20 protein-coding genes are annotated in these 23,820 nt (G+C 70.1%); 6 read left to right on the forward strand and 14 right to left on the reverse strand.

The window, feature by feature from the left end; genetic code table 11:
• Positions 1–79 precede the first annotated feature (79 nt).
• The gene (locus MZC64_RS11460) at positions 80–949 is read left to right on the forward strand and encodes an AraC family transcriptional regulator (RefSeq protein ID WP_247757377.1); all 870 of its coding nucleotides are present in this window, start codon (positions 80–82) and stop codon (positions 947–949) included.
• Between the two features lie 46 nt (positions 950–995).
• Here the strand turns inward: MZC64_RS11460 and MZC64_RS11465 are convergent, their stop codons facing one another.
• The 5 genes from MZC64_RS11465 to MZC64_RS11485 form a co-directional block, all read right to left on the reverse strand.
• Positions 996–5,198 carry a sugar-binding domain-containing protein gene (locus MZC64_RS11465; RefSeq protein WP_247757376.1) on the reverse strand — a complete coding sequence of 1,401 codons (4,203 nt, stop codon included), beginning with the start codon at positions 5,196–5,198 and terminating at the stop codon, positions 996–998.
• Between the two features lie 328 nt (positions 5,199–5,526).
• Entirely contained in the window at positions 5,527–6,696 is a 1,170-nt protein-coding gene (locus tag MZC64_RS11470; protein WP_247757374.1) for an acyl-CoA dehydrogenase family protein, read from the reverse strand.
• A 1-nt stretch (position 6,697) separates the two neighbouring features.
• The gene (locus tag MZC64_RS11475) at positions 6,698–7,627 is read right to left on the reverse strand and encodes a 3-hydroxyacyl-CoA dehydrogenase NAD-binding domain-containing protein (protein WP_247757372.1); all 930 of its coding nucleotides are present in this window, start codon (positions 7,625–7,627) and stop codon (positions 6,698–6,700) included.
• Positions 7,624–8,370, reverse strand: coding sequence for an acetoacetate decarboxylase (locus MZC64_RS11480; protein WP_247757370.1), 747 nt, complete (start codon positions 8,368–8,370; stop codon positions 7,624–7,626). Before MZC64_RS11480 ends, MZC64_RS11475 begins: the two co-directional genes overlap by 4 nt.
• Positions 8,367–9,566: a CaiB/BaiF CoA-transferase family protein gene (locus MZC64_RS11485; RefSeq protein ID WP_247757368.1), complete on the reverse strand. Its 1,200-nt coding sequence runs from the start codon at positions 9,564–9,566 to the stop codon at positions 8,367–8,369. The genes MZC64_RS11480 and MZC64_RS11485 overlap by 4 nt, the downstream gene beginning before the upstream one ends.
• A 101-nt stretch (positions 9,567–9,667) precedes the next feature.
• Between MZC64_RS11485 and MZC64_RS11490 the strand changes: the two genes are divergently transcribed.
• Positions 9,668–10,417, forward strand: a complete 750-nt coding sequence (locus tag MZC64_RS11490; RefSeq protein WP_247757367.1) for an IclR family transcriptional regulator — start codon at positions 9,668–9,670, stop codon at positions 10,415–10,417.
• Positions 10,418–10,576: 159 nt separating this feature from the next.
• Here the strand turns inward: MZC64_RS11490 and MZC64_RS11495 are convergent, their stop codons facing one another.
• Together MZC64_RS11495 and MZC64_RS11500 are read right to left on the reverse strand one after the other, a co-directional pair.
• Positions 10,577–12,433, reverse strand: a complete 1,857-nt coding sequence (locus MZC64_RS11495; RefSeq protein WP_247757365.1) for a hypothetical protein — start codon at positions 12,431–12,433, stop codon at positions 10,577–10,579.
• 25 nt (positions 12,434–12,458) lie between these two features.
• Entirely contained in the window at positions 12,459–12,992 is a 534-nt protein-coding gene (locus MZC64_RS11500) for a GNAT family N-acetyltransferase (RefSeq protein WP_247757363.1), read from the reverse strand.
• A 65-nt stretch (positions 12,993–13,057) separates the two neighbouring features.
• On the opposite strand from MZC64_RS11500, the gene MZC64_RS11505 reads away from it, so the two are divergent.
• Positions 13,058–13,714 carry a hypothetical protein gene (locus MZC64_RS11505; RefSeq protein WP_247757362.1) on the forward strand — a complete coding sequence of 219 codons (657 nt, stop codon included), beginning with the start codon at positions 13,058–13,060 and terminating at the stop codon, positions 13,712–13,714.
• 51 nt (positions 13,715–13,765) lie between these two features.
• On the opposite strand, the gene MZC64_RS11510 is transcribed toward MZC64_RS11505, so the two are convergent.
• The 6 genes from MZC64_RS11510 to MZC64_RS11535 all read right to left on the reverse strand — a co-directional run bounded on the left by MZC64_RS11510 (position 13,766) and on the right by MZC64_RS11535 (position 20,193).
• The gene (locus MZC64_RS11510) at positions 13,766–14,761 is read right to left on the reverse strand and encodes a zinc-dependent alcohol dehydrogenase family protein (protein WP_247757360.1); all 996 of its coding nucleotides are present in this window, start codon (positions 14,759–14,761) and stop codon (positions 13,766–13,768) included.
• Entirely contained in the window at positions 14,761–15,585 is an 825-nt protein-coding gene (locus MZC64_RS11515) for a carbohydrate ABC transporter permease (protein WP_247757358.1), read from the reverse strand. Before MZC64_RS11515 ends, MZC64_RS11510 begins: the two co-directional genes overlap by 1 nt.
• The gene (locus MZC64_RS11520) at positions 15,582–16,505 is read right to left on the reverse strand and encodes a carbohydrate ABC transporter permease (protein ID WP_247757356.1); all 924 of its coding nucleotides are present in this window, start codon (positions 16,503–16,505) and stop codon (positions 15,582–15,584) included. Before MZC64_RS11520 ends, MZC64_RS11515 begins: the two co-directional genes overlap by 4 nt.
• Before the next feature lie 11 nt (positions 16,506–16,516).
• Entirely contained in the window at positions 16,517–17,872 is a 1,356-nt protein-coding gene (locus MZC64_RS11525) for a sugar ABC transporter substrate-binding protein (RefSeq protein WP_247757355.1), read from the reverse strand.
• A gap of 112 nt (positions 17,873–17,984) precedes the next feature.
• Positions 17,985–18,746 (reverse strand): DeoR/GlpR family DNA-binding transcription regulator, encoded by a 762-nt coding sequence (locus tag MZC64_RS11530; RefSeq protein WP_247757353.1) that lies wholly within the window; start codon positions 18,744–18,746, stop codon positions 17,985–17,987.
• Between the two features lie 211 nt (positions 18,747–18,957).
• Positions 18,958–20,193: a sugar MFS transporter gene (locus tag MZC64_RS11535; RefSeq protein ID WP_247757352.1), complete on the reverse strand. Its 1,236-nt coding sequence runs from the start codon at positions 20,191–20,193 to the stop codon at positions 18,958–18,960.
• Between the two features lie 340 nt (positions 20,194–20,533).
• Between MZC64_RS11535 and MZC64_RS11540 the strand changes: the two genes are divergently transcribed.
• Positions 20,534–20,695: a hypothetical protein gene (locus MZC64_RS11540; protein ID WP_247757350.1), complete on the forward strand. Its 162-nt coding sequence runs from the start codon at positions 20,534–20,536 to the stop codon at positions 20,693–20,695.
• Here the strand turns inward: MZC64_RS11540 and MZC64_RS11545 are convergent.
• Positions 20,692–21,780, reverse strand: coding sequence for a YeiH family protein (locus MZC64_RS11545; protein ID WP_247757348.1), 1,089 nt, complete (start codon positions 21,778–21,780; stop codon positions 20,692–20,694). The two genes, MZC64_RS11540 and MZC64_RS11545, sit on opposite strands and share 4 nt — an antisense overlap.
• Before the next feature lie 476 nt (positions 21,781–22,256).
• Here MZC64_RS11545 and MZC64_RS11550 point away from each other — a divergent pair, with 476 nt between their 5' ends.
• Together MZC64_RS11550 and MZC64_RS11555 are read left to right on the forward strand one after the other, a co-directional pair.
• The gene (locus tag MZC64_RS11550) at positions 22,257–22,967 is read left to right on the forward strand and encodes an SDR family oxidoreductase (RefSeq protein ID WP_247757346.1); all 711 of its coding nucleotides are present in this window, start codon (positions 22,257–22,259) and stop codon (positions 22,965–22,967) included.
• Positions 22,964–23,812, forward strand: a complete 849-nt coding sequence (locus MZC64_RS11555) for an alpha/beta hydrolase (protein ID WP_247757345.1) — start codon at positions 22,964–22,966, stop codon at positions 23,810–23,812. Before MZC64_RS11550 ends, MZC64_RS11555 begins: the two co-directional genes overlap by 4 nt.
• Positions 23,813–23,820: the final 8 nt, after the last annotated feature.

Raw genomic sequence — 23,820 nt, forward strand, 5'->3', positions numbered from 1 at the left:
AGGTTCGGCGGTGCCGGGTCGGGAATGATCCAGGGTCTTGGGTGTTTACGTCTTCGTCTTGATCGTCGGGGGTCCGCGGATGGATGTGCTCAGTGACGCGATCGCGGCCATGCGCAGTGGCCGGCCGTACTCGGCGTTGACCGAGGCGGACGGGCGCTGGTCGCGGGCGTTCCCCGATTTCGCCGGGGCCAGGCTGCACGTGGTGCTGGTCGGTGCGATCAAGGTGGTGCTGCCTGGGCGAGAGCCGGTGCTGCTGGGGCCGGGGGACGCGGTGGTGTTGCCGCGGGGCGCCGCGCACGAGCTGGTCGACGCGGGGGTGCGCACCCGGTTGCTGTGCGGGGCGTTCCAGCTGGAGCAGGCCCGGCCGCACCCGTTGCTGGCCGAGTTGCCCGAGTTGCTGGTCCAGACCGCGCGGCCCGGTGAGCACGCGCCGTTGCAGGGGATCATCTCGGTGCTGGGGGCGGAACTGGCCGAGGTGCGGGCGGGGCGGGACGCGGTGCTGCCGTCGTTGCTGGAGGTGCTGCTCGTCTACCTGTTGCGGGCCTGGATGGACGAGCACGGCGACGGGCGGAACTGGGATGCCGCGATGCGGGATCCGGTGGTGGGCACGGCGTTGCGAGCCATTCACCAGGATCCGGCGGCTCCGTGGACAGTGGAGGGGATGGGTGCGGAGGCGGGGCTGTCCCGGGCCGCGTTCGCGCGCCGGTTCACCCAGCTGGTCGGACAGCCGCCGTTGGGCTACTTGACCTGGTGGCGGTTGGCCTTGGCAGCGCGGATGTTGCGCACCACTGATGCGACCCTGGCGGTGATCGCGGATCGCTGTGGCTACGGTTCGCAGTTCGCCTTCGCCAACGCGTTCAAGCGGGAGTACGGGGTGTCGGCGGGACGGTACCGGCAGTTGCGCCGGACCGATCATGAGCACATCGGGGAGTGGGAGCGACCGGGCTGACCGGGCCGCCTCCGTCCGAAGTGGACGGAGGCGGCCCGGTGCCCGGTCAGCGGGTGCGGCCCTCCAGGGAGTCGATGGACACGGTGCCGCCGTCGCCGCGCATGGCCACGCCGTGCCGGAACTGGCTGAGCACCGAGGGATCGGACAGGTTCAGTCTCGGATCGACCGACCCGGTGCGCACCGAGGTCCAGCGCCCGTCGCGGCCGTGGAAGATGTCCAGGGACTTCCCGGCCACCACGAGCGCGAACTTGTCACCGGGTTGCAGGTCCAGGCGGGCGGTCGGATTTCCTTGCAGGAACTGGCCGTTGAGCCGGATGTCCAAGCCGGTCTGTTTGCGGAAGTGGTTGTACCAGGCCACCACATAGGTGTCCTTGTCCTTGACCAGACCGGTGAACAGGCTGTTCTCCCGCATGCTGCCGCCGGCCAGTTCGCCGACCTCCACGATGGTCACCGCCGGATTGGCCGAGGGGGTGGCGTTGGAGCCGATCATGGTAAAGAACTGGCTGGGGTGACTGACCTTCAGCTTGGAGTCCGACACCGTGGGTCCTGGCGCTGCCTCGCCGCTGAAGGGCTGGTGACCGCGGTAGTGCGCGCTGGTGTCGGAGTCGAAACCGTCGAGGATGGTGCGCTTGGGGTAGTTCGCCTCGGTCGGTTCCGGCACCGGCACGGTCACCAGCCACGGCTCGTCGACCACCTGACGCCCGGAATCGTTGCTGTAGAAGGCCCTGGTGGTCACCTGGGACTCGCCGACACTGCCGGGCACGAGCCGATACCGCGCCACCGTGGACTCGCCGGGGCGGAGGTCCACTGTGGACACTTCGCCGACCGGTTCGGCTCGCCAGCCCGCGGGCAGCACCAGTTCGGGGCGGACCTGGCGGACCGTGCGCGGTGAGTCGTTGACCACCAGCACACTCGCCGGGGTGGCCTGACCGTCCTTCAGCGTGCCCGGCACGAAGTGCGTGTTGACTCCCGCGCCCTCGGTGGTGCCGACATAGGACTCCGACTGCTGCACCGGCGGTCCGGACACGCCGCGACCCTGGGACAGCACGAGTTGCGGACTGATCCCGAACCGGCCGGTGCGCGGTCCGTGCACGGTCAGCCCGCCGCCGGAACCGGTGAGGGACAAGGTGAATTTGCCGTCGGCGGCGGCCTCCTTGAGTGTGCGCGCGTCCAGGTCCAGGACCACCCGGTAGCCGTACTGGCCGGGGTCGAAGCCGGACTCGTTGGACAGCGCGCCGCGCGCGTCGGCCGGATCATCCGGCAGCACAACGGCCTTGGTGGACACACCGTCCACAAAGGCCCGGAACGTGGTGGGGTAGCGGCGTTCGGAGGTCTGCGGGAACCGGGTGCGGGGCGAGCCTGGCCGGGACGCGGATGCCTCCAGGACCAGTTGAGCGGTGTTCCAGCGGCCCTCGCGCAGCTCGTCGGGCAACTCGACGTCCCACTGGAACTCGCCGTCGCCGTAGCCCCAGGCGGCGCTGGAACCGTCGTTGCGGAAGGTGTCGTGGCCCTGCGGCCAGTTCGCCTTGGCCGCGGCCGGATCCAGCCGGATGGTGCCGGCCACCCTGGACGGACTGGTGCGCTGCTCGCCGAGCACGGTGGCCCGGTCGGTGCGGGTGCTCCAGTCCGCGAGGAAGGTCTGGCCGGTGGCCAGCACGTCCCGGCCGCGCACTAGCTGGATGTCCAGCCGGCCGTGGGTCAGCTCGGCGGGCACGGTCACCTCGACCTTGCCCAGGTCGCTGGTGGTGTACTTCTTGGGGGACACCGGTTTCCGCGCCCACTCGGTGCCGCGGACCGGCGCGCCGGTCTGGTCGGTGCCGGAGATCCGCCAGCGCAACTCGGTGGCGCCGAGGTCGCGGCCGGAGAACAGCGAGGACTTCGCGGTCAGCGAGACCGGCTGTCCCGGGGTGACCCGCTGTACCGGGCGGGCGTCGAAGAACAGCACGTCGTCGGCGTTGGCCAGGTGCACGCCGCCCTGTTTCCCTTCGGCGTCAAGGTAACCGGGCACCTGGAGCGTGCGATCATAGGCGGACCAGCCGTTCCACTCCCACTCGATGTCGGCCAGTTCGGTGAACAGGTAGCCGTTCATCTTGGGCTGGTTGCGGAAGAGTTCGGTGGTGTAGCGGAACGGCGCGGCGACGTCCTGGTCCTTCTCCCGGCCGCCGGACCACGGGCCGAACTCGGAGTTCAGCAGTGGCTGGCCAGCTTGTTTCTTGCCCTCCTCCATGTTGAAGGTCGAGCCGGGATAGGTGTTGCGCACGATGTGGTCCACAGTGGACTTCCATTCCTCCCATGTGGACAGATAGCCGTGGAAGTCGAGTAAGTCCGTGCTCTCACTGGGGTGGTGGTTGTTGCAGCAGGGCGAGTTGTCCACGATCAGCCTGCCGCCCTGGGTGAGTTGCTTGGTGAGCTGCACCATGCGTTCCACCCACGGCTTGGCGTCCTCACGCATGCCGTTGCCGTCGGTGATGCCCCAGCCCTCGTTGAAGACGTCCCAGATCACGATCGACGGGTGGTTGTAGTCCCGCTTGACCGCGTCGTGCAGCACGCTCTCGAACAGCTTCTCCGCGCGGGCCTGGTAGCCGTTGTAGCCGAAGTTCGGCTGGTCGTACCAGACCATCAGGCCCATCACGTCGGCCCAGTGGTAGTACAGCGGATCGTTGATCTTGATGTGCAGGCGGGTGGAGTTCAGGCCGAGTTGCTTGGCCAGCGCGAGGTCGAAGAGCACCGATCCCTTGCGTGGGTCGCCAACCGAGCCGGCTCGCAGGTCGCCGCCCTGGTAGAGGCCGGTGTAGGAGTAGGTGCCCCAGGGGTTGAACGCCTGGTCGAGCGCGGAGCGCAGGTAGATCGGCTTGTTGTTCAGGTGCAGGTATTGGTACTGCTGCTGGGGATCGGACTGCTCGGCCGGGGAGTGGCCGGGCGCCCAGTCCCGGGAGATGGTGCGCAGACCGGTCCAGGTGTGCAGGGCGTCCCGGCCCTGGCCGCCGGTCAGTTCGACCTGGACCTGGTAGAGCCAGGGCGTGTTCGGCGACCACAGCCGGGCCTCCGGGATGTCCACAGTGGACTTTCCGGTGCTGCCGCCGAGAGTCAGCGTGCTGGTGGCGACGATCCGGCCCGCCTTGGGTTCCACCGGCTTGGGCAGGTCCAGGCCGCGCTGTTCGACACCGGGCTTGCCGGCCTGCTCGCGGATGGTGATCTTCGCGGTGGACCCGGCCGCCGCGGGGTTGCCGGTGATCGCGACCTCGGCCTTGGCACTGGTCAGGCGGTCACCGGCGAAGGTCAGCTTCGGGGTGACGTGCACGGTGTCCAGGCGGGCGGGATCGGCCGGTTCCAGCCAGACCGACTGCCAGATGCCGCCGGTGTCGGCGTACCAGCCCATCTGCTTGCCCTGCGGGTACGGCGTGCGGTCGCTGTTGTCCGGGGCGAAGGCGCGGACCACCAGTGAATGGGTGGAGCCCGGCGCGAGGCGGCCCAGATCGACCTCGAACGGGGAGTAGCCGCCGTCGTGTTCGGCCCGCTGCACACCGTTCAGGAACACCACGGCGTTCCACTCCACCGCGCCGAAGCGCAGCAGCACGTTGCGGTCGGCAGGCCAGTCGGCGGGCACGGTGACCTGGCGCTGGTACCAGACCGCGCCCCGGTTGGCCTCGAACTGGCTGGCGTAGACCTGGTTGTTGGCGCGGGCCTCCTCGCCCACGCCGGCCAGGGAGGTGTAGCTGAACGGGACGCGCACGGCGTGCTGCCATTCGTGCCCGCCCGCGGCCCAGTTCTCGGTGCGGCCGACATCGCGCGGGTCGAAGCTCAGCGACCAGGTTCCGTTGAGGTTGAGCCATTTCCCGTCCGCCCCGGCGCGGCGGTCCAGGTCGGGGCGCGGGTAGTCCGGGTGCGGCAGCGAGCGTGCGGTCTCCCGGTCCAGGCGCAGGGTGACCGCGGTGTCGCCGCGGGATTCCAGGGGCAGCCAGCGGAAGGCGTAGCCCTGTTTGGCCGCGACCACGCCGATCGCGTCCGCGGGCACCCTGGGCAGGCTGAACCGGCCGTCGACGCCGGTGCGCACGCTGGTGCTCTGGGCCGCCGCGTGCACCACCGCCCCGGCCACCGGGGCGCCGGTGACCGCGTCGCGGACCTGGCCGGTGACGGTGCGCTCCGCCGGGGCCGCCTGGGCCGCCGGTGGGGTGATCGTCGACGCCGAGGCGGCGACCAGGGCCAGCGCGGCTACCAGTGCAGCGGTGCGCAATCGGGAACGGGGCATGGGGCGCCTACCTCCTGGCGGGGGAGCACAACCGAAGGTGGGGTGGGCGCGCCATGGCGGCGAGCAGCGTGCCCACCCCGATGTGGAACCGCTCCCATTAACAGCAGCCGATCATGAGCAGTCAAGAACTGACCGAACTATGGCCGGAAATGGACTGCCAACGTTGTAATCCGATCAGGCTAGCCGGGGGTGACTGTGTTTGAGCGGGCGTCTGTTCGGGCGTGCTCGCGGCGCTGAGCCGCCCGGTCCGGCGTCCGTAACGGCCAACTCGGCGTCCGTAACGGCCAACGTGGCGTACCAGAACGGCCAACACGCCGGGGAGGGTGGGTTAGACGAAGGCGCTGTGGCCGGTGATGGCTCGGCCGACGATCAGGGTGTTCATTTCCCGGGTGCCTTCGTAGGAGTAGATGGCCTCGGCGTCGGCGACGAAGCGGGCCACGTCGTAGTCGAGGACGATGCCGTTGCCGCCGAGGATTTCCCTGGCCCAGCCGACCGCTTCGCGCATCCGGACCGTGCAGACGGCCTTGGCCAGGGCGGAGTGCTCGTCGCGGTAGACGCCCTCGTCCTGGAGCTGGGCCAGGCGGACCACCAGGGCGAGGCTGGTGGTGACGTTGGCCAGGATGCGGACCAGGAGGTCCTGGACCAGTTGGAAGCCGGCGATGGGGCGGCCGAACTGTTCCCGCTGGGTGGCGTAGGCCAGGGCCTTCTCGTAGGCGCCCATCATCACGCCGACGGCCTGCCAGGCGACGCCGCCGCGGGTCTGGCGCAGGATGTCGGCGGTGTCGCGGAAGCCGGTGGCGCGTTGCAGGCGGTTGGCCTCGGGGACCCGGCAGTCGGTGAGGGTGATGTCGGCGTTCTGCACGGTGCGCAGGGCGACCTTGTGTTCGATCCGGGTGGCGGTGAAACCGGGAGTGCCGCGTTCGACCACGAAGCCCTTGACCTTGTTGTCGGCCTCGTCCCTGGCCCAGACCACGATCAGGTCGGCGAAGGTGGCGTTGCCGATCCAGCGCTTGGCGCCGTTGAGGATCCAGGTGTCTCCCTCGCGGCGGGCGGTGGTGCGCATGCCGCCGGAGACGTCGGAGCCGCCTTCGGGTTCGGTGAGGGCGAACGCGCCGATCTGCTCCATCCGGGCCATCGCCGGCAACCAGCGCTGCTTCTGCTCCTCGCTGCCGCAGCGGTTGACGCTGCCCATGGCCAGTCCACTGTGGACACCGAAGAAGGTGGCCAGGGACGGGTCGACGCGGTTGAGTTCCATGGCCAGGAAACCGGTGAGCAGGCTGCGTTCGCCGCGGTAGGCCAGGCCCGCGATGTCCAGTCCGGCGAAGCCCTTGACGACCTCGTGCGGGAATTCGGCGGTGGCCCAGGCGGCGTTGGCGATGGGGGCGACCTCGGCGGCCAGGAATTCCCTGGTGCGGCGCACGATGTCCTGCTCGCGGTCGTCCAGGAGGTGCTGGAAGCCGTAGAAGTCGCCGGTGAGCAGGTCGGGTTCGGTGGTCATGTCAGGCTCCTTCGGTGGTGGTGAGCGCGGCCAGGATCGCCAGTTGCCGGTCGTCGCGGCGCCGGGTGCGGCCGGGGTAGTCGGCGCTGCCGAAGTCTTGGTCGGCCGCGGTGGCGAGAGTGTCCACTGTGGACTCATCGAGGACGGGGGTGCGGCGCTGGGCCCAGCCGCGGGCCATGCCGGGGCCGAGGTGGGTGAGCAGGTGCCGCAGGCCGCCGGGGCCGCCGCCCAGGTGCAGGGCCTCGAACGGGCCGACCGCGGCCCAGCGGATGCCGAGGGAGTTGCGCACGATCAGGTCCAGCTCGGCCGGGGTGACCACGCCGTCCTGGACCAGGGTGACCGCCTCGGCGAACAGCGCGCCCTGCAACCGGTTGGCCACAAAACCGCGGCTCTCGGTGCGCAGGGTGACCGGGACCTTGCCGAGGTCGCGGTAGAACCCGGCGGCGCGCTCGACCAGCTCGGCGGCGGTGTCCGGGTGCGGGACCAGTTCGACCAGGGGCAGCAGGTGCGGTGGGTTGAACGGGTGGCCGACCAGGATCCGGCCCGGGTCGGCCATGCGCGCGCCGAGCAGGCTGGGCACCAGGCCGGAGGTGGAGGAGAGCAGCAGCGCGTCCGGCGGGGCCGCTTTTTCCAGTGCGGCGAACAGGTTCTGCTTGAACTCCAGGTCCTCCGGGCCGTTCTCCTGCACGGCGTGCACATCCCGCACGGCGTTGAGCGTGTCCGCGGTGCACTCCAGGCGGGTGAGCAGTTCGGCCGGGTCGCCGGTGAAGCCGGGGACGGTGGGCGCGAGTTCGGGGATGGCGGTGGTGGTGATCTGGGTCAGGTCGGGGCGTGGGTCGCACAGCCGGACCCGGAAACCCTTGGCCAGGAACAGGGTCGTCCAGGACAGGCCGATGACGCCGGCGCCGACGACCGCGATGGTGCGGCTCATGACTGGCTCCCTCGCAGGTAGTCGTGCACCGGCCGGAGCGGGGCGAGCGTGAGGTCGGTGATGATGTGGCTGGCCGAGACGATCTCGCGGACCGGCAGGTCGGCCAGTGGCGCGAGCACGTGCTCGAAGAGCTGCAGGCGGGCGGGACCGGTCCAGGCGTCCTTGATTGTCAGGTCGGTGATCTGGGTGCGGGCCAGCTCGCAGATCCGGGGCTTGCCGTCGTAGCCGGGGACGATCTTGAGCATGTACGTGGGCACCGCGATCTCGGCCCTGGCCAGCTCGAAGTCCAAGGGTCGGTGCTGGTAGCCCATGGTCGCGGTGGCCACCCGCTGCGAGCCGAGGTCCAGGGTGCCGACCAGCGCGCCGTGCTCGGTGAAGAGCGCGGGCGAGCCCATCGACTTGGGATAGGCGGCCAGTTCGCGCCCGGCGGCGGTGGCGGCGAAGCTGTCGAGGTACATCTGGTGCAGGTACTCGCCGCGTTCGGCGCCGAAGCGGACCGGGATGACCTGGCCCGCCTCGGTGTAGGGACCGTAGTTGCTGGCCTGGTTCATCCGCATGATCTCGAAGCGCACCAGCGGTTCCTCGATCTGGAGGGGTTCCGGGACCACGGCACGCAGCGCGTCCGGGTCGGTGCGGTACACGATGTTCAGGTACTCGCGGTCGCGGAAGCGGGTGCGCGCGGCCGGGTAGGCGGGTGCGGTGAGCGGGGTGGCCAGCCTGCGGGCCACATCGGCTGCCTTCATGACGCGGTGACTCCGTTCTCGGCGAGCGCGCGGCGCTGTTCCGGCGGGTAGCCGAGTTCGGCCAGCACCTCGTCGTTGTCCTGGCCCAGCCGCGGCGCGTGCCTGCGCAGACCGGCCGGGGTGGCGGAGAAGCGCACCGGCGAGCCGATCACCCGGTAGGCGCCCTCGGTGGGGTGCTCGGCGGTCTCCAGCAGGCCGACCTCGCGGACGTAGCCGTCCTCGGTCACCTGATCCAGGTCCAGCACCGGGGCGAACGGGATGCTCAGCCGCGCGCAGGCCGCCTCCCAGTCCGCGGTGTCGCGTCGCAGGGCGAACTTCTCGATCAGCTCGTAGAGATCGCCGAAGTGCTCGGCGAGGGACTCGGCCGTGCTGAACCGGGGATCCTCGGCCAGTTCGGGCGCGCCGGCCTCGGTGAAGAAGTCGAGGAGGTTCTTGCGGCTGTAGGGCAGGATGCAGGCCCAGCCGTCGGCGGTGCGCACGGCGCGGTGGCCGGGCGCGAGTGAGCGCGGGAAGCCCAGGAGTCCTTGCGCGGGCTCGAAAGTGCGGCCCGCGAGGTGCTCGACCAGGTTGAAGGCCAGCATGGTGTCGGTCATCGGCACCTCGACCTGCTGGCCCTCGCCGGTGCGCTGCCGGTGCAGCAGCGCGGCGAGCACCGCGTAGACGATGGTCAGCCCGCTGACCTTGTCGCCGAGGATGGTCGGCATGTAGGTGGGGGCGCCGGTGGCGCGGCGCATCAGATCGGCGGTGCCGGAGGTGGCCTGCACGATCTCGTCGTAGGCGGCCCGGCCGGCCAGGGATGAGTCGCTGCGGAAGCCCTGGGCGTTGCAGTACACCAGGTTCGGGTTGACCGCGGTGAGGTCCTGGTAGCCCAGGCCGAGGCGGGTGAGTGCGCCGGGACGCATGTTGGTGACCAGCGCGTCGGCGGTGCGCACCAGGTCGAGGAAGACCTCTTTGCCCTGTGCCTGCTTGAGATCGAGCGCGATGGCCCGCTTGTTCCGGTTGACGTTGAGCGCCAGCGCGCCCATGCCCGCGTTGCGCGCCGGGGTGGACAGCCTGCTCATGTCCCCGGCCGGCGCCTCCACCTTGATCACATCGGCGCCCAGGTCGCCGAGGATCTGGGTCGCGTACGGGCCCATCACCACGGTGGAGAGGTCGATGATCCGGATCCCGTCGAGCGCGCCCCTGTTCTCGGTCATCACGGTCCTTCCTCGTTGTGCTCCGGTCACCTCCGAACTTAGGCAGGCTAAGGATCTTACGCAATGTGATACGGTGCTATCCATATAGGTAAGGAGTCGCGATGTCCGATCTCGCCGCCAAACGCCCACATCACCGCGCGGTCGACCGGATCGCCGCGATCCTGGAAACCGTGGCCACCGAGCCCCAGGGACTGGGGCTGACCCAGCTCGCGTTGCGCCTGGACGCCCCGGTCTCCTCGATCCAGAAGCTGGTCAACGGACTGGTCGCGGTCGGCTACCTGGACGAAACCGACCACCGCTTCACCCTGGGCGCCGCGCCGTACCTGCTGTCGCTGCGGGCCGGACGGGTGCCGGCCAGGGTGGTGCGGCACGCGGACCTGGTGACGCTGTCCCGGGAACACCGGTGCAGTGCGGTGCTGGCGGTGCGGCTGGGGGACGCCTCGGTGTACGTGGACTGGGCGGGCACGGACGATCCGTTCAACTACCTGACGGTGCGGCAGTTGCGCACGCCGTTGCCGGAGACCGCGGTGGGGCGGGTGCTGCTGGCGCACCTGCCGGAGCGGGAGCGGCACGAGGTGGTGAGCGCGCACGTGGGTGGCGAGGCGCAGGCCGCGCTGGGGTTGCTGGGGGAGCTGGCGGAGATCCGGGAGGACGGGTTCTCACTGGGGGACAGCGGGCCGATGCTGCGCGGGATCGCGGCGGTGGCGGCGCCGGTGTGGGCCGAGGGAGCCGTGGTGGGGGCGGTGTCGCTGGCGGGGCGGCGGGAAAGCGTGGGGGAGCGGTTGGCGGAGCTGGCCGAGGTGCTGGTGTCGGCGGTGCGGGAGTGGGCGGGGCGGCCGGCGGAGCGGTGAGTGGGGGAGCGGCAGACTGCGGGCGGGGTTGACGGGGGCGGGTGGCTGGCACGTCCGCGGCGCCACGGCGTGCCGATCTTCCGGCGAGTTGGGCCAACTGGTACGCCGGGTTGGCTCAAGTGGGCGTACCAGTTGGCCCAAGTGGTACCGGGGTGTGGCTCAGGTCAGCGCGTAGCCGAGGCGGCCTTCGTTGCGGCCGCCGGGGACGCCCTCGCAGTTCTCGTGCGGGGACAGGAAATGGTCGTCCTGCTCCGGCCAGTAGCACCGGTGCAGCGGGATCGACGGTGCGCTGGGCTGCTCCAGGTAGGCCCAGCCCTCGGTGCGCAGCGCGGTCTGGTTCTCGCAGCCGGACTGGGTGGAGACGAAGTGGTTGCGGCCCTTCACGCTGGTGTAGGCGCAGCCGTACAGCGCGACGGTCCCCGGTTTGGCCGCGGTTTCCAGGAACCAGCGGTGTTCCAGGGTGTACTTGGCGGTGACCGGGCCGCTGGTGTCCCAGTGCTCGCGGCCGTCGTAGAACCGGCTGAACGCCCGCTGGGTGGTGGTCAGGGCGTGGCCGAGGACCTGGTCCTGGGTGCCGCGGCCCTCGCAGTCCGCCGCGGTCGAGGTGAAGTGGTCGCCGCCGGATTTGCAGCGGTACAACGGGGTTGACGGCGTGGCTGGGGGTGCGGTGTAGATCCGGCCCTCGCTCTGGAGTGCCGCGTGTTGCGGCGAGTCACAGCCCGCGGCCAGGGACAGGTAGTGGTCGGCGCCGTTGCGGCAGCCATACAGCGGCACGGTGCCCGGGGCCGCCGCGGTGTCCAGCTGCCACAGTCGACCCGGTTCGGGTGCGAAGCCCGGGGTGCGGTCCAGGACGGTGCTGGTGCGGTGCTGGGCGCCGTTGACGTAGCCGGTCAGCGTGGTCCTCGGCAGGGTGCGGCCCGCGACGCAGGTGACGTGCCGGCGCATCGCGACCGCGTTCGCCCAGTCACCGGCCTTGGCCCACTGCAGGTAGTACAGGTAGAACTCGTTGTCCACAATGGACGGATCGGCGCCGGTGCCGACGATGGTGGGGTAGGCGTTGCCGCGTTCGGGGTCGCGGAACAGGGTGGTCGGGCCGGACCAGCCGGTGATCCCGTCCGGCGAGGTGGCCAGTACGAACTCGGTGATGCTGTTGCCCGCCACCATGATCGTGCCGCCGCGGGTGGTCTTGACCACACTGGGGTGCCAGGCGCCGACGCCCTGCTCACGGACCGCGCTGGAAGGCCCGTTGCGGCCGGGGGAGTTCCAGGCGCCCTGGTGGTACTTCTTCCACTCGCTGGCCTTGCCCTGCTTGGCCGCCGCGATCACCTCGGCCAGTGGGGCGCGGGCCACCGACAGCGGGGTGTTGACCCACTTGCCGTTGTCGAAGGAGTAATCCGGGAAGTAGGCGTAGAGGAAACCGTCGCGCAGCACGAAGCTGGACGTGCCGATGTCGGCGGTCAGCTTGTGCTGGTGCGCGGTGGCGAACTCCATGTCCGGGGCGATGATCTCGCCGAGCCGCCGGGTGTGGCCGGTGGCCGGGTCGTGCAGGCCCAGGTGCAGGTCGGAGTAGAACTGGTGATTCGGCCCGTCCAGGCTGCGTTCCAGGTGCAGCATCTGCAGCACCAGGCCACTGCCCGGATCGCGGAAGACCGGGCCGCCGCCCGCATACTGGTAGCCCGCCGGGATGTTCTGCACCTGTCCGTGTTTGGCCCCGCCGGCCACCGGATTGTCCAGGGTGCCGCGGGTGGTCGAGATGCTCTGGTTGGTGTTGCCGGAGGGGACCAGCGCGGAGACGGACAGGAACCGGTACTGGCCGCCGCCCTCGGGCAGCACCCCGAAGGCGGTGTCCGGCCAGCCCTTCAGGCCCAGGCCGAGCCGGGTGGCGTTGTCCACCACGACCTGGGCGGGTCCGACGGAGACCGCGGAACACGGTTCGATCGCCGCGGGGGCGGCCGCGGCTGGGTGCAGGCCGGTGGCGGTCAGCGCGACCGCGGCGGCCAGTGTTCGGATGATCACCGGCTGAGTGTGCCCGGACCTCGGGTCACGGCGCGGGTGAATCGCCCAGGTCGAGCCGGAAGCTGAGGCGGTCCAGGCCGGGGCCGTCGTAGTCGGGCTGCACCGGGCGGCCCTCGAACTCGGCCGGTCCGGGCTCGGTGACGAAGCCCATCCGGGTGTGGAAGGCGTGCGAGCCCGCGTTGGTCGGGGAGGTGATCGCCCGCACCACGGTGCGCCCGTTGGCCCTGCTGTGCGCGAAGAACCGCTCGTAGAGCCAGCCGCCGACCCCCAGGCCGCGCAGGGCCGGGTCGACCCCGACGAAGTGGATGTAGCTCTCCTCCGGCCGGGACTGGGACAGGAACCCGATCAGGAACGCGGCGATCCGCCCGTCGCGTTCGAGCACCGTGCTGCTGGTGGCGAAGTGCTGGAACATCAGCCGGGGCACCAGCAACGCCCGCTGCTGCTCGCCGGCGGCCCCGCCCAGGCCGCCCCACCAGGTGGACAGGGCCACGGTGACCTTGGCGTGATCGGCTTCCACCGGCTCGCGCGCGGTCAGGTACCCGGGAAGTTTTCTGGTCATGCGTCCAGTATCCCGCACCGGGTGCCCGGCGCCGGCTCGGCCGGTCCTTCGTCTAGGCTCTGACCATGCGTTATGGGGGGATCGCCGGTGCACTGGCGCTGGCCTTGCTGGCACTGACCGGTTGCGGCACCCGGGCCATCGTGGGCGCGGCCGAGGCGGTGCCGATCGAGGGCACGCCGCGGGCCGTGCTGATCACACCGGGCAAGGCGGCGCCGCTGAAGTCGGAGGAGGCGCGCAAGCTCGTCCCGGACGAGCCGCTCGACGCGCCGCCGCTGAAGAAGATGGTGCAGGAGCTGCGCCTGCAGACCCTGATCATGGTGCAGTTCCGCGGCGAGGTCGCCGGCTCCTGCAAGGACGACAAGATCGTGTTCAAGGCCGGCGGGATCACCGACTGCACGGTCACCTACAACGGCCTGCAGGTGCCGTGGCAGATCACCGTCTCCGACGACTTCAAGGAGTCGGACATGCTGGTCAAGTACACGCTGAAGCCGCTCAAGGGCGTGCTGCAGGCCGAGGCGGTGCACGCGCTGTTCGCCGAGCAGTACCAGCGGCGGGGCGATGAGCTGCGCTGCGACCAGCTGCCGGCCGCGCAGCTGGTCGAGCCGGGCAAGAAGACCGAGTTCAAGTGCCAGTACCGGACCGTGTCGGCCAGCGGCCGCCAGATCACGTTGAAGGACGTGACCCTGGACGTGTCCCGGCGGGGTTCGATCATGTTCCTCTGAGGCGGTGGCCGGAGCGCCCCCACCGCGGCGGACAGCGGGGGCGCCCTCGGATCAGGCGCCGGGCAGGACCTGGATCTTGCGGCCCTCGCCGCGCCGGAAGGACTCCAGCGCCTCGGCGTAGTCGGCCAGGGGCAGGCGGTGGCTGATGAAGATCTCCGGGTCCAGCACGCCGGCGGCGAACAGGTCGGCGGCGCGTTCGTAGGAGTGCAGCACGGCCATCGAGCCGGTGATGGTGATCTCCTGGTTGTAGATCTTGTACGGCTCGATCACCGCCCGCGCGGAGTAGTCGGAGACGCCGAACTGCAGGAAGGTGCCGCCCTTGGCGACCCGGCCGAGGCCGTCCTGGATGGCCTTCTCGTTGCCGGTGGCGTCGATGACCACGTCCCAGCCCTGCGGCCGGTCCAGCTCGTCGGCGTTGGTGGCGGTGCCGGTGACGCCGAGCTGCGCCGCGGTGGCCAGCCGGTCCGGGTTGAGGTCGACCACCTCGATGCTGGCCGCGCCGGTGCGCTTGCCCAGTTCGAGCATCATCAGGCCCATGGTGCCGGAGCCGTAGATGAGCACCCGGCTGGCCAGCTGGGAGTTGAGGATGTCGTAGCCGCGGACCGCGCAGGAGAGCGGTTCGATCAGCGCCGCGTCCTCGGTGCGCACGTGCTCGGGCAGCTTGACGCAGTTGGCCACCGGGGCCACCGCGAACTGGGCCGCGCCACCGGGATTGGTCACGCCGATGGCGGCCCAGCGCTCGCACAGGTTGTTGCGGCCCAGCCGGCAGTAGCGGCATTCGTGGCAGTACAGCGAAGGGTCCACCGCGACCCGGTCGCCGGCGCGGACCTCGGTGACGTCCTTGCCGGTCTCCACCACCACACCGGCGAACTCGTGCCCGGGGATCACCGGCAGGGTGGGCGCGAACTCCCCTTGCAGGATATGCAGATCGGTGCCGCACAGGCCGCAGGCGGAGACCTCGACGACGACCTCACGGGGGCCGGGAGTGGGATCGGGCACCGTGGTGACCTCGACCTGACCGACTCCGGTGATGACGGCGGCCTTCATTACTTCACAGCTCCCAACGACAGGCCCTGGACCAGCTTGTCCTGGGCGGCGAAACCGGCGATCAGCACCGGCAGTGACACCACGGTGGCCGCGGCGCACATCTTGGCCAGGAACAGGCCCTGGCTGGTGACGAACCCGGTGAGGAAGACCGGCGCGGTGCCCGCGACGACCCCGGTCAGCACCCGGGCGAAGAGCAGCTCGTTCCAGCTGAAGATGAAGCAGATCAACGCGGTGGCCGCGATGCCGGGCATGGCCACCGGGGCGACCACCCGGCGCAGCGTGGTGATCAGGCCCGCGCCGTCCAGGGCGGCGGCCTCCAGCATCTCCCTGGGGATCTCGGCCAGGAAGGAACGCATCAGCCACACCGCGATCGGCAGGTTCATCGAGGTGTAGAGCACCACCAGGAAGGAGATGTTGTCCAGCAGTCCGGTGTACTGGGCGATCAGGTAGATCGGCAGCAGTCCGGCGACCACCGGCAGCATTTTGGTGGAGAGGAAGAAGAAGAGCACATCGCTCCACTTCCGCACCGGCCGGATGGAGAGCGCGTAGGCGGCCGGAACGGCAAGCAGCAGAACGAGAATCGTCGAGCCGACGCTGGCGGTGACCGAGTTGAGCAGTGGCGGCCAGGGGCTCGCGCCGCCGTCCGCGCCGAAGAACTCCGCGTACCCGCTGAAGGTGAGCGGGGCCAGCACCGACGGTGGGTTGGTCGCCGCGTCGGACTCGCTGTGCAGCGAGGTCAGCACCATCCAGGCCACCGGCAGGAAGAACAGGATGCCGGCGAACCAGGCCAGCGCGCCCCACGGGCGCCAGGCGCGGCGGGTCATCGGGTCACCTCGTCTTTCAGCAGGGAGGACACCGCGCGCAGGGCGAAGGTGGCGATGATGATCGAGCCGATCACCACGACCACCCCGGCCGCGGAGGCCGCTCCGTAATCGTGTGCCTGGTAGAAGGTCTGGTAGATGGTGTAGGGCAGGTTCGCGGTGTCCAGGCCGCCGGAGGTGATGGTGAAGACCGCGTCGAAGTTCTGCACGATGTAGATCGAGCCGAGCAGCCCGCCCAGTTCCAGGTACTGGCGCAGGTGCGGCAGGGTCAGGTAGCGGAAGACCTGGAAGCCGCTGGCGCCGTCGATGGAGGCCGCCTCCACCGCGTCCAGTGGACGGGATTGCAGGCCCGCCAACAGGATCAGCATCATGAACGGCGTCCACTGCCAGACCAGCGAGGCGATCACCGCGATCAGCGGCATCTCGCTGATCCAGTCCAGCTCAATGCCGAGGATCCCGTTGAACAGCCCGTATTCCGGGTTGTACAGCGCGTGTTTCCACAGCAGCGCGGCGGCCACCGGGACCACCAGGAACGGCGCGATCAGCATGGTGCGGACCAGGCCGCGGCCGCGGAACTTGTTGTCCAGCAACAGGGCCAGCCCTAGCCCGAGGATCAGGCTGACCAGCACCACGCTGGCGGTGAGCAGGATGGTGGTGAGCACCGAGGACCGCAGGTTCGGGTCGGTGACCACGGCCAGGTAGTTGTCCAGCCAGGCGAAGCCGCGGTTCTCCGGAGCCAGGGAGTTCCACTGCAGGAAGGAGATCACCAGGGTGGCCACGAACGGGAGCTGGGTGACCGCGATGGTGAAGATCAGCGCGGGCAGCAGGGGCGCGCGCCGGGCCCAGCGGGCCGCCGTGGACAGTCCGCGTGGCTGGGCGGGCGGCCCGGTGACCGGGCTGGGGCGGGTGTCGAGGGTGGTCATCGTTCCTCCTCTCAGGACTTCCGGTACTTGGCGGCGACCTTGTCCGCCAGGCCTTGCGCGGACTTCAGGGCCTCGTCCACGCTCTCCCGCCCGGCGATGGCCGAGCTGATCTCCTGGGAGACCTGGGTGCCGAGGTTGGTGAACTCGGGGATGCCGACGAACTGGATGCCGTAGGCGGGGCGGGGTTGCACACCGGGGTTGCGCGGGTCGGCGGTGGCGATGGCGGTGCGGGTGGCATCGGCGTAGGAACCGCCCAGCTTCAGGTATTCCGGTCGCTGGTAGGTGGAGGCGCGTTTGCCGTCGGGGACCTTGGACCAGCCGAGTTGTTGCCCGGCCACGGTTTCGTAGTCCTTGCCGCTGGCCCAGGACAGGAACTTCCAGGCCGCCTGCTGCTTCTTGGACGCCTGCTGCACGGCGAAGGCCCAGGTGTAGAGCCAGCCGGAACTCTTGGTCTTGACCACCGGGGCCTGGGCGAAGCCGAGTTTGCCGCGCACCGGGGAGTCCGCGGCCTCCAGGAGCCCGGCGGCGGAGGTGGCGTCGTACCACATGGCCGTCTTGCCCTGGGTCATGTTGTTCAGGCATTCGGCGAAACCGGCTTGCGGGGCACCGGCTTCACCGTGGTCGCGGACCAGGTCGACGTAGAACTTGGTGGCCTCGGTGAACTCGGGGGAGTCCAGTTTCGCCTGCCAGTCCTGGGTGAACCAGGTGCCGCCGAAGGTGTTGACCACGGTGGTCAGCGGCGCCATCAGCTGTCCCCAGCCGGGCTGGCCGCGCAGGCAGATGCCTTTCATGCCAGCTTCCGCACCGTCTACTTTGGACGCGATGTCGGCGACCTGTTGCCAGGTGGGCTTATCGGGCATGGTGAGGTTCTTGGCGGCCAGGATGTCCTTGCGGTACATCAGGAAGGAGGACTCGCCGTAGAAGGGCTGGGCATAGACCTTGCCGTCGGCGGCGGTCAGCGACTGCCGGATCGGCTCCAGGATGTCCTGCTGGTCGAAGCCGGGATCGGCGGCGATGAACGGGTCCAGGGGCGCCAGCCACTTGTTCTTGGCGTAGATCGGCACCTCGTAGTTGGACAGGGTGGCGATGTCGTACTGCCCGGCCTGGCTGGTGAAGTCCTGGCTGATCTTGTCCCGGACGTCGTTCTCCGGCAGCACGGTGAGATTCACCTTCACCCCGGAGCGGCTGGTGAAGTGCTGGGCGGTGAGCCGCTGGATGTCCAGCATCTGCGGGTTGTTCACCATCAGCACGTTGATCGAGTTCGGGTCGTCCGGATCGCCGACGCCGCCCGCGCCCGCGCATCCCGCGGTCAGCAGTAGCGAACACGCCGCGATCGCCCCGAGCCTGCGTGGGAGAGGAGACCTCATCGTCTTCCTTTCAAGTGTGACGAGTTGGCCCAAGTCGTACGCCGAGTTGGCCCAAGTGGGTGTACCAGTTGGGCCAAGTCGGCGTAGGAGAACGGCCAGTGGGGTGGGTGGGTCAGACGCGGTGGACCTTGGGGCCCAGTAGGGCGTAGCGGTGGGCCTCGGTCGGGGACAGCGTGGTGTCGGTGATGATCGCCTCGAAGTCGCCGACGGAGGCGAACTTGCTGAAGCTGGCCACGCCGAACTTGGTGTGCACGCCGACGAAGATCTTCCGCCGGGAGGACCGCATGGCCTGTGCCTTGACCGCGCTGACCACCGGGTCCGGGGTGGTCAGCCCGTGTTCGCGGGAGATGCCGTTGGCGCCGATGTAGGCCAGGTCGATGACCAGTTCGCTCAGCATCCGGATCGCCCAGTGGTCCACGGTGGCCTTGGTGCGGCCGCGGACCCGCCCACCGAGCAACAGCACGGTGACGCTGGGCTGCTCCGACATCGCCGCCGCGGTCGGCAGCGAGGCGGTGACCACGGTCAGCGGCCGGTTGGCAGGCAGGTGTTCGGCGATGAGGTGCGGGGTGAAGCCCTCGTCGATGAACACCGTCTCGGCCTCGTCCAGGCGGTCGGCCGCGGCCCGGGCGATGCGCTGCTTCTCCGGGACCATGGACGCGGCCCGGAAGGCCAGTCCGGTCTCGAACCCGGCGCTTTCCACCGGCAGCGCGCCGCCGTGCGTGCGGCGCAGCAGCCCGTGTTCGCCGAGGGTCTTGAGGTCGCGGCGCACCGTTTCCGGCGCGACCCCGAACTCGCTGGCCATGGCCATCACGTCGACCTTGCCGTCGGCTCGGGCCCTGGCCAGGATGCGTCGCTTGCGGTCTTCCGCCTGCATCCAGACCTCCTTGTCCGTTCGGGCGTCGAACCCGGGCTCGACTGTGCCCGTTCGGGCTTGGTGCATAGGTGTAACACCACTGAAACGCTGTGGCCAGCGCCACAGCCTGGCGTGGTTATGCCCGTTTGCTGCCCGTCTTGGCCGCGTCGGACCTGGGGTTTCCCCAGGTAATCGATCCACCTGGCCCGGCCTGCTGCCTGTTTCGCGTGATCTAGGCGCCCGGGTGGCGGCCCGGACCTGCTCCATGAGCACCCGGGAGGGTGACTTTTCGCGCCCGGTCCTGGCGCACGGTGAGCACCACGCCGATCACCAGCGGCAGCGCCAGCGCGGCGACCAGCACCATCCCGCCGTCCTGTCCGCCGCCGAGGAAGCCCTGCGCCATCGGCCCGAGTGCCGCGGAGGCCGCCGCGGCCGCGGACAGCACCCCCGCGGCGGTGGTGGGGGAGTCGGTCGCGGCCGCACCCAGGGCGGTGACCAGCGGGTACAGCGGGGCGATGCCGAGTCCGGCGAGCGCGGTGGCCGCGGTGAGGCTGGGGATGTGCGGCCCCCACAGCACGATGCCGCCGGTGCCGACGGTGGCCACCGCGGCCGAGGCGACCAGCAGCGGGCCGGTGCCCAGCAGGTCCACCAGGCGCACCGAGATCAGCCTGCCCACCGCCACGCTGATCCAGAACGCCGAGGTCACCGCGGTGGCCGCGGCCGGTCCGGCGGACGCGACCAGCACCGCGTTCTGGTAGGACCAGTCGGCCAGTCCGGCGTTCATCATGTTCACCGCGGAGACCGCCACCATCGGCGCGGCGAGCACCGCGAGCCCGATCGGCAGCCGCGGCTTGGCTGCCCGGTTCAGTTCCGAAACGGGCGTGGCCTGGTGCCGGAACAGACGGCTGCCCAGCACCGCCATGGTGCCAGCGGCCAGCGCGTAGGCCGCGCCCCAGTGCCCGGTGAGCCGGCACAGGTAGACCAGCAGCGGTCCGGCGATGGAGCCCAGGGAGTACCAGAAGTGCAGCTGAGCCACGTGCCGCGGCGCCTGATCGCCCATCCGGGCCACCACCTCGGCGTTGCACACCACGTGCAGTCCGCCCTGGCCCAGGCCCCACAACACGGCGGCCAGGACCGCGACCGGCAGCCCGGCGGGCAGGAGCAGCAGCAGGAGTCCGGCGGAGTAGCAGAGGAACCCGGCCAGTCCGAGCAGCGCGGTGGACAGCCTGGCGCCCAGCCAGGCGCAGCTCACCGAGGCGAGGAACTGGCCGAGCTGGCGGCCGGAGCGGATCGACCCGGCCAGTGGCAGTGTGATGGCCAGGGTCTGCGCCAGGTCGCCCAGGGTCGGGCCGAGCAGGGCGCTGCCGAAGCCGAGCACACCGAAGACGCCGCAGCTGAGCCAGAACCACTGACGTGCCTGCCAGGGACCGGCCGCCACCTGGGCGTGCACCGGGACGGGGGAGAGCATCCGGTCTTTGTGGCAGAGACCGACCCGTTCGGTCGAGTTGTTGCATCGGTGGAATGGAACTAGCGGGAGGAAAAACCTGTTTTCATCCGCAATCAGTTACTGTCGAACGATCATCGCCGCAGGTCAGGGCATTGTCCGATGGTCGGATGGATGATCGCCGACGGGGGTTGTGGATCTGGAATCCTGAATTCCACCCGATGAGGACCGGTTTCAAATTAGACTCTCCCCCAGACGGGTGTGTGCAAGCCAACGGGGTGTCGGTTCGACGTTCGCGGTCCCTCGATGGGAGGCTGTTGCGCGTCCTGAGTTGACGGGCAGTGATGAGGATGGACTCGAGCCGGTGAACGTGAAGAAGCTGATCGTGGTGTTGGCGGTCATTCTGGTGATCTACTTGATCGTCAACGACCCCACAGGTGCCGCCGGTGGCGTGCACGGCATCCTGGGCATGCTCCGCAGTGCCGCCGAGTCGGTGATCACCTTCGTGCAGCGGCTGTTCACCTAACCGAACAGCAGCAACGCGAGGCCGAGGGCGGCGACGATGTTGACCACCGTCGCCGCGCCGAAGACACCCACCGGCCGCCAGCCCGCCGCACGCAATGCGCCCGCCCGGAACTCCAGGCCGATGCTGACGAAGGCCAGGATCAGGAACCAGGTGCGCAGGTCGTTGGCAACGCCGATGGCCGCCTTGCTCTCCGCCGCGGGCACCAGTCCGATGTAGACGGTCGTGAGGACCGAGGCGGCCAGGAAACCGAGCACGAACTTCGGGAACCGTTGCCACAGCTGGCTTCCCGCCGAGCGCGCGCTGGGTCCGCTGCGTTCCACCTTCAGCGCGAAGTAGGCGGTCAGCGCCACCGCGACCACACCCAGCAGCGCGTTCTGGGTGACCTTGACGATGGTGGCGATCTCCAGCGCCTTCTGTCCGGTGAGTGAGCCGGCCGCGGTGACCGCGGCGGTGGTGTCGATGTTGCCGCCGATCCAGGCCCCGGCGACCTCCGGCGGCAGGCCGAGCGCGGCCGCCGCCCAGGGCAGCACGAAGATCGAGGGCAGCGCGAAGACGATCACCAGGCTGGCGCTGTAGGCCAGCTGTTCCTTCTTGGCCTGCACCGCACCCGCGGCCGCGATGGCCGCGCTCACCCCGCAGATGGCCACCGCGCTGGACAGCAGCGCGCGCAGCTTGTCCTCCAGGCCGAGCCGCCCGCCCAGCCACCAGCTGAAGCCGAAGACGATGGTGATCAGCAGCAGCGACTGGATGATCGCCGGTCCGGCGGCCTGCACGATCACGGCCAGGTTGATCGAGGCGCCCAACAGCACCAGACCGGTCTTGATGAAGAACTCGGTGCGGAACCCACCGGAGAGCCGCTCGCGCAGGCCGGTGGCCGAGAGCACCGCGTTGCCCAGCAGCCCCAGCAGGATCGCGTACACCGGGAACTCGATCGAGGCGCCGATCCCGGCCAGCGCGGTGCCCTTGGTCAGCGCGGGCACGGCACTGGAGAGGTAGCGGGTCAGCGCGGACAGGGCGAGCACCACGAGCACGCCGAGCGCGGCGTAGCCGAGGGTGCGGGAGCGGGTGGGGGCGGTGGTGGTCATCACGGCACCAGTCCGGGCGGGATGACCCCGGTCAGGGCGAGGACGAGCAGCGCGAGTCCGATGAGGACGGACAGCCAGTCCTCGCTGATCGCGCGGGCGGGCCGCGGTTCGGTCATGGCCGGGGACGGTAATCACGGCCACCCGCCGCCGGGAGAGGCGCCGGTTTCATCTCAGACACCGGGACGATTCGTGGACGCTGCGGCCGTTCGGGGTAAGCCGTCTTGACGAGCCGAGGTGCGCTGTGACTGGCACTTCCGGACAGATTCGACTTCAGGGAAGTTGCTGCGCACCGCCCGTTTCCGCGCGATGCACACGTGTGTGCGGGCAGTTCCGGCAAGGTCGTGTCCTACCAACGGAGGAAACGCTTTCCGCTGGTCCTGCCGGAGCAGCGGTCCGACCACCGGGTTCGAGAATGTCGCAGCGGCACAACGAGGGCGGCTCGACCGGTTCCGGCCACGCTCGTACCGTGTGCCCGCATGCGGATCAGCGGGAAGCACATCGTGGTGACCGGGGCGGCCAGTCCGCTCGGCGCCGCGCTGGTGCACCGGTTCGCGCGGGCAGAGGCGCGGGCGGTGGTGGCCGCGGACTTCGACCTGGCCGGGGCGCGCGCGGTGGCCGCGGCGGCCGGTCCGGTGGTGACCGCGCACCGCTTCGACGCCGGGCACGAGTCCGAGGTGCTGGCGCTGATCAACGGCGCGGTCCGCCGCAACGGCGATATCGACGTCTACTGCGCCAACCCGGGCCTGACCGGCCCGCCCGGTGGCGCGGAGGTGGCAGACGACATCTGGGACACCCTGTGGCGGGCGCACGTGCTCTCCCCAGTGTGGGCGGCGCGGGCGCTGGTGCCCCGGATGCGGTTGACGGGCGGTTACCTGGTGCTCGCCGCCTCGGCGGCCGGGTTGCTGACCCAGCCCTCGGCCCTGGTGCACACCGTGGTCCAGCACGCCGCGGTGGCACTGGCCGAGTGGCTCAACCTCAACCACGCCAAGGACAATGTGCGGGTGTCCTGCGTCTGCCCGAGTTCCCCTGCCGACCCGGAGCGCGTCGCCGAGACGGTGATCACGGGGATGGCCGACGAACGGCTGTTGATCCTGCCGCACCCCGAAGTGCAAGATCACCTGATGCGCCGCGCGAGTGATCATGAGACCTGGCTGAACCACATCCGAGACCTGGTGGGCACCGCGTGATCGAACACCTGACCCTGGACAACGGCCCGCACCGGCACAGCGCCATCGCCGCGGGCCCCGCCGACGGCGAACTGGTGCTGCTGCTGCACGGCTGGCCGGAGTTCGCCGACTGCTGGACCGAACACGTGCGCGCCCTGGCCGCGGCGGGCTACCGGGCGGTGGCGGTGGACCAGCGCGGTTACGCCGTCGGCGCCCGCCCACCCGAGATCACCGATTACACGGTCCCGTTGCTGGTCGCCGACGCGCTGTCGTTCGCCGACACGCTCGGCGCGGCCCGCTTCCACCTGATCGCGCACGACTGGGGCGGCCTCATCGCCTGGGCGCTGGCCTCTGCGCACCCCGAACGGCTGCGCTCGCTCTCCGTGCTGGCCACCCCGCATCCCGTTGCGCTGCAACAGCAACAGGAGACCGACCCGGACCAGCACAGCCGCCTGGACTACGTCCGCTTTTTCCAGCTCCCCGACGGCCAGGCCGAGGCCAGCCTGCTGGCCGAGGACGCGGCCCGGCTGCGCGCGGCCTACGAGGGCAAAGTGGCCGCGGACCTGGTGGCGCGCAACGTGCGCAGGCTGTCCGAACCGGGCGCGCTGACCGCCACCCTGAACTGGTACCGCGCGGTGGACGAGAAACTCACCATCCCGGCGGGCCGGATCCGCACGCCCACGCTGTACCTGTGGGGCTCGGCGGACCGCGCGCTGGGCCGGGGCGCCGCGCTGCGCACCGGCGAGTTCGTGGACGCGCCCTACCGCCTGGAGATCCTGGCCGGGGCGAGTCACTGGCTGCCCGAGGAATGCGCCAATCAGACGATTCCGTTGCTCCTCAACCATCTCGCCGCGCACCCTTCCTAGGCTGAACG

The sequence above is a fragment of the Crossiella sp. S99.2 genome (assembly GCF_023094165.1).
Taxonomy (GTDB): domain Bacteria; phylum Actinomycetota; class Actinomycetes; order Mycobacteriales; family Pseudonocardiaceae; genus Crossiella.

What these genes read in the sequence shown, in the direction of transcription:
- MZC64_RS11460 (WP_247757377.1), top strand. Translation starts at nt 80, where the DNA reads ATGGATGTGCTCAGTGACGCGATCGCGGCCATGCGCAGTGGCCGGCCG.
- MZC64_RS11465 (WP_247757376.1), bottom strand. Translation starts at nt 5,198, where the DNA reads ATGCCCCGTTCCCGATTGCGCACCGCTGCACTGGTAGCCGCGCTGGCC.
- MZC64_RS11470 (WP_247757374.1), bottom strand. Translation starts at nt 6,696, where the DNA reads ATGACCACCGAACCCGACCTGCTCACCGGCGACTTCTACGGCTTCCAG.
- MZC64_RS11475 (WP_247757372.1), bottom strand. Translation starts at nt 7,627, where the DNA reads ATGAGCCGCACCATCGCGGTCGTCGGCGCCGGCGTCATCGGCCTGTCC.
- MZC64_RS11480 (WP_247757370.1), bottom strand. Translation starts at nt 8,370, where the DNA reads ATGAAGGCAGCCGATGTGGCCCGCAGGCTGGCCACCCCGCTCACCGCA.
- MZC64_RS11485 (WP_247757368.1), bottom strand. Translation starts at nt 9,566, where the DNA reads ATGACCGAGAACAGGGGCGCGCTCGACGGGATCCGGATCATCGACCTC.
- MZC64_RS11490 (WP_247757367.1), top strand. Translation starts at nt 9,668, where the DNA reads ATGTCCGATCTCGCCGCCAAACGCCCACATCACCGCGCGGTCGACCGG.
- MZC64_RS11500 (WP_247757363.1), bottom strand. Translation starts at nt 12,992, where the DNA reads ATGACCAGAAAACTTCCCGGGTACCTGACCGCGCGCGAGCCGGTGGAA.
- MZC64_RS11505 (WP_247757362.1), top strand. Translation starts at nt 13,058, where the DNA reads ATGCGTTATGGGGGGATCGCCGGTGCACTGGCGCTGGCCTTGCTGGCA.
- MZC64_RS11510 (WP_247757360.1), bottom strand. Translation starts at nt 14,761, where the DNA reads ATGAAGGCCGCCGTCATCACCGGAGTCGGTCAGGTCGAGGTCACCACG.
- MZC64_RS11515 (WP_247757358.1), bottom strand. Translation starts at nt 15,585, where the DNA reads ATGACCCGCCGCGCCTGGCGCCCGTGGGGCGCGCTGGCCTGGTTCGCC.
- MZC64_RS11520 (WP_247757356.1), bottom strand. Translation starts at nt 16,505, where the DNA reads ATGACCACCCTCGACACCCGCCCCAGCCCGGTCACCGGGCCGCCCGCC.
- MZC64_RS11525 (WP_247757355.1), bottom strand. Translation starts at nt 17,872, where the DNA reads ATGAGGTCTCCTCTCCCACGCAGGCTCGGGGCGATCGCGGCGTGTTCG.
- MZC64_RS11530 (WP_247757353.1), bottom strand. Translation starts at nt 18,746, where the DNA reads ATGCAGGCGGAAGACCGCAAGCGACGCATCCTGGCCAGGGCCCGAGCC.
- MZC64_RS11535 (WP_247757352.1), bottom strand. Translation starts at nt 20,193, where the DNA reads ATGCTCTCCCCCGTCCCGGTGCACGCCCAGGTGGCGGCCGGTCCCTGG.
- MZC64_RS11545 (WP_247757348.1), bottom strand. Translation starts at nt 21,780, where the DNA reads ATGACCACCACCGCCCCCACCCGCTCCCGCACCCTCGGCTACGCCGCG.
- MZC64_RS11550 (WP_247757346.1), top strand. Translation starts at nt 22,257, where the DNA reads ATGCGGATCAGCGGGAAGCACATCGTGGTGACCGGGGCGGCCAGTCCG.